The following is a 2,677-nucleotide window of genomic DNA, read 5'->3' as shown; positions in this document are numbered from 1 at the left end:
TTTTATATAAATAAAATTTTATCTAATTTTTCTGTTTTTTCATAAATATATTCATTCCAAATAAAATTAACAATAATAAAACTTGAGAAAATATAACTTGATAATTTGCATATATACCCAAAAATTCTATAGTAGGAAAATTATTAATAATGGTTAATGGTACATACCCAACAACTTGTAACATATGTATACTTACACCTAACATCTTAAATGATAATATATATATCAAATATGTTAGTATAAAAAACAAATTATGTATCTTAATTTTACTTGTTAAAAACATTAATACAAATCCTACTATTACTATTTTTTTCATTATTACCTCCATAATTTAATGTTAACTTATTGATTATACTAATATTTTTTTATTTATAAAGAAAAAATATTTTTTATACAAAATACTTTGATAATCAGAATATATTTAAGGTATTATAAAAAAGGATTATCTCTATATTGAAATAATCCTTTAATTCTATTAAATCTATGATTTTTTATTAAATACTATATCTATTGGACATCCTTCAAACCCAAAATATTCTCTTAAATTATTTTCTATATATCTCTTATATGAAAAATGTACTAAATCTGGGTTATTAGCGAAAAATACAAATCTAGGTGGTGCTTGTCCTATTTGTGTACCATAATTAATTTTAACAGCTCTACCTTTTCTAGTAGGCACAGGATTTTTAGCCATTAATTCTTCTAATACTTGATTTAATAATCCTGTTGATATTTTCTTATTATATTCTTCATCTATATATTTAACTTGATCTATTATATTTATAGTTCTTTTACCAGTTAAAGCTGATATTGTAACTATCGGAGCATAATCTAAAAATGGAAGATCTGCTTTTACAAGATCTGTAAATTCCTTAACAGTTTTATTATCTTTTTCTATTAAATCCCATTTATTAATAGCTATTATTATAGGTTTTCTCTCTTCATATATTAAACCTGCTATTCTTTTATCTTGTTCTGTTAAAAGTTCAGTTGCATCAAGCATAAGAACACAAACATTAGCTCTTTGTATAGCTTTAATAGCTCTTAATACTGAATAATACTCTATATCATCTTCAACTTTTGATTTTTTTCTAATTCCAGCTGTATCTATTATTGTATATACATCTCCATTATATCTAAAACTTGAATCTATAGAATCACGAGTAGTTCCTGCTATATCACTTACTATATTTCTTTCTTTATTAAGTATCTTATTTACAAAAGAAGATTTACCTGCATTAGGTCTTCCTAGAACTGCTATTGCTAATCCTTCTTCTTCCTGTTTTTCATAATTAATAGGAAATTTATCCACAGCTGCATCTAAAAGATCCCCAAGATTAACTTTATGTTCAGCTGATATTGCTATAACATCTTCAAATCCTAATGAGTAAAATTCAAACATATTATCTTTTTCTTTCATATAATTATCTATTTTATTAACAGCTACTACTACTTTTTTATTTTGCTTTCTCAATATACTTGCAATATCTTCATCAACTGCTGTTATCCCTGCTTTACCATCTACAAGAAATATTATTGAATCTGCTTCATCTATTGCAACTTTGGCTTGATCTTTTACTTTTTGCATTATATAGTCATTACTACGTGGTTCAAGTCCTCCAGTATCTACTAATAGAAATTTTTTACCAGACCATTCTGTTTCTCTATATAATCTATCACGAGTAACACCTTCTTCATTTTTAACTATAGATAATCTATCTCCTATCAACTTGTTAAAAAGTGTAGATTTCCCAACATTAGGTCTTCCTACTATTGCTACTATCATTATTACCTCCTATCATAATTTAATTATTATTATATCATTCATTTTTTCTAAAACATCTACAAATTCATTATTTACTAAAATTTTTACACTTATACGTTCATTATACATTTTTTCTAATACTTCTATATTATTTTTTTCAAAGAAAATATCAATTTCCTTAGATTTTGAATAATCATAATCTAATAAATATATATTTTTTTCAACATATTCTACTATACCTGCTTCATTTATTGCAAGTTTTGCACATTTAGCATAATTTCTAATTAAACCACCTGCACCTAATTTAATTCCACCAAAATATCTAGTTGCTACTATTACAACATTAAAAACATCTAATCTTGTTATTATTTCAGCCATAGGTTTACCTGCTGTATTTAAAGGTTCTCCACAATCATTATACTTAAAATATTCCTGTCCATTTTCTATAACTTTATAGGCATATACATTATGAGTAGCATCTGGATGTATAGTATTTATATACTCTATATATTCTTGTGCTTCTTTAACAGTATTTACAGGTTTAATATGACCTAAAAATTTAGATTTTTTTTCTATAAACTCTACAGTTAACTCTCTATCTACTGTTTTCATCTAATTCCAAACCAAGAAAATATAGCTTTTGTTATTCCTGTAAATATATTAAATCTGTCTAAGAAATATATATATGCAAATAATATTATGTAGTAATAATTATTAAGTCTTAATAAAATCCTTTGAAGATCTAGGTCAGAATAAAATAATATTAAATTAGATAAATCTGAAGATAAGCCTATAGGCAAAAGTTCAATAAGTAATAAAGATAAACTCATAAAGAAAATTCTTAAAAATATATTTATCAACTTACTAATTAATATTCTATCTGATACTATTAAATCTATATATTTACAAGCT

4 protein-coding genes are annotated in these 2,677 nt (G+C 24.0%); all 4 read right to left on the bottom strand.

What is annotated here, in order from left to right; translation table 11 throughout:
• Nucleotides 1-22: 22 nt before the first annotated feature.
• Nucleotides 23-316, bottom strand: coding sequence for a hypothetical protein (locus tag ACWYO2_RS05665; RefSeq protein WP_455515509.1), 294 nt, complete (start codon nt 314-316; stop codon nt 23-25).
• A gap of 165 nt (nt 317-481) precedes the next feature.
• Entirely contained in the window at nt 482-1,786 is a 1,305-nt protein-coding gene (der, locus tag ACWYO2_RS05660) for a ribosome biogenesis GTPase Der (RefSeq protein WP_455515508.1), read from the bottom strand.
• A 12-nt stretch (nt 1,787-1,798) separates the two neighbouring features.
• Nucleotides 1,799-2,377: an IMPACT family protein gene (locus ACWYO2_RS05655; protein WP_455515507.1), complete on the bottom strand. Its 579-nt coding sequence runs from the start codon at nt 2,375-2,377 to the stop codon at nt 1,799-1,801.
• Nucleotides 2,374-2,677, bottom strand: a 304-nt coding sequence (locus ACWYO2_RS05650; RefSeq protein ID WP_455515506.1) for a hypothetical protein, incomplete at its 5' end; no start/stop codon positions are given. The genes ACWYO2_RS05655 and ACWYO2_RS05650, both read right to left, overlap by 4 nt.

This window comes from Pseudostreptobacillus sp., from assembly GCF_977040545.1.
The sequence above is the reverse complement of the archived record's forward strand: the minus strand, read 5'-3'. Positions and strand labels throughout refer to the sequence as shown.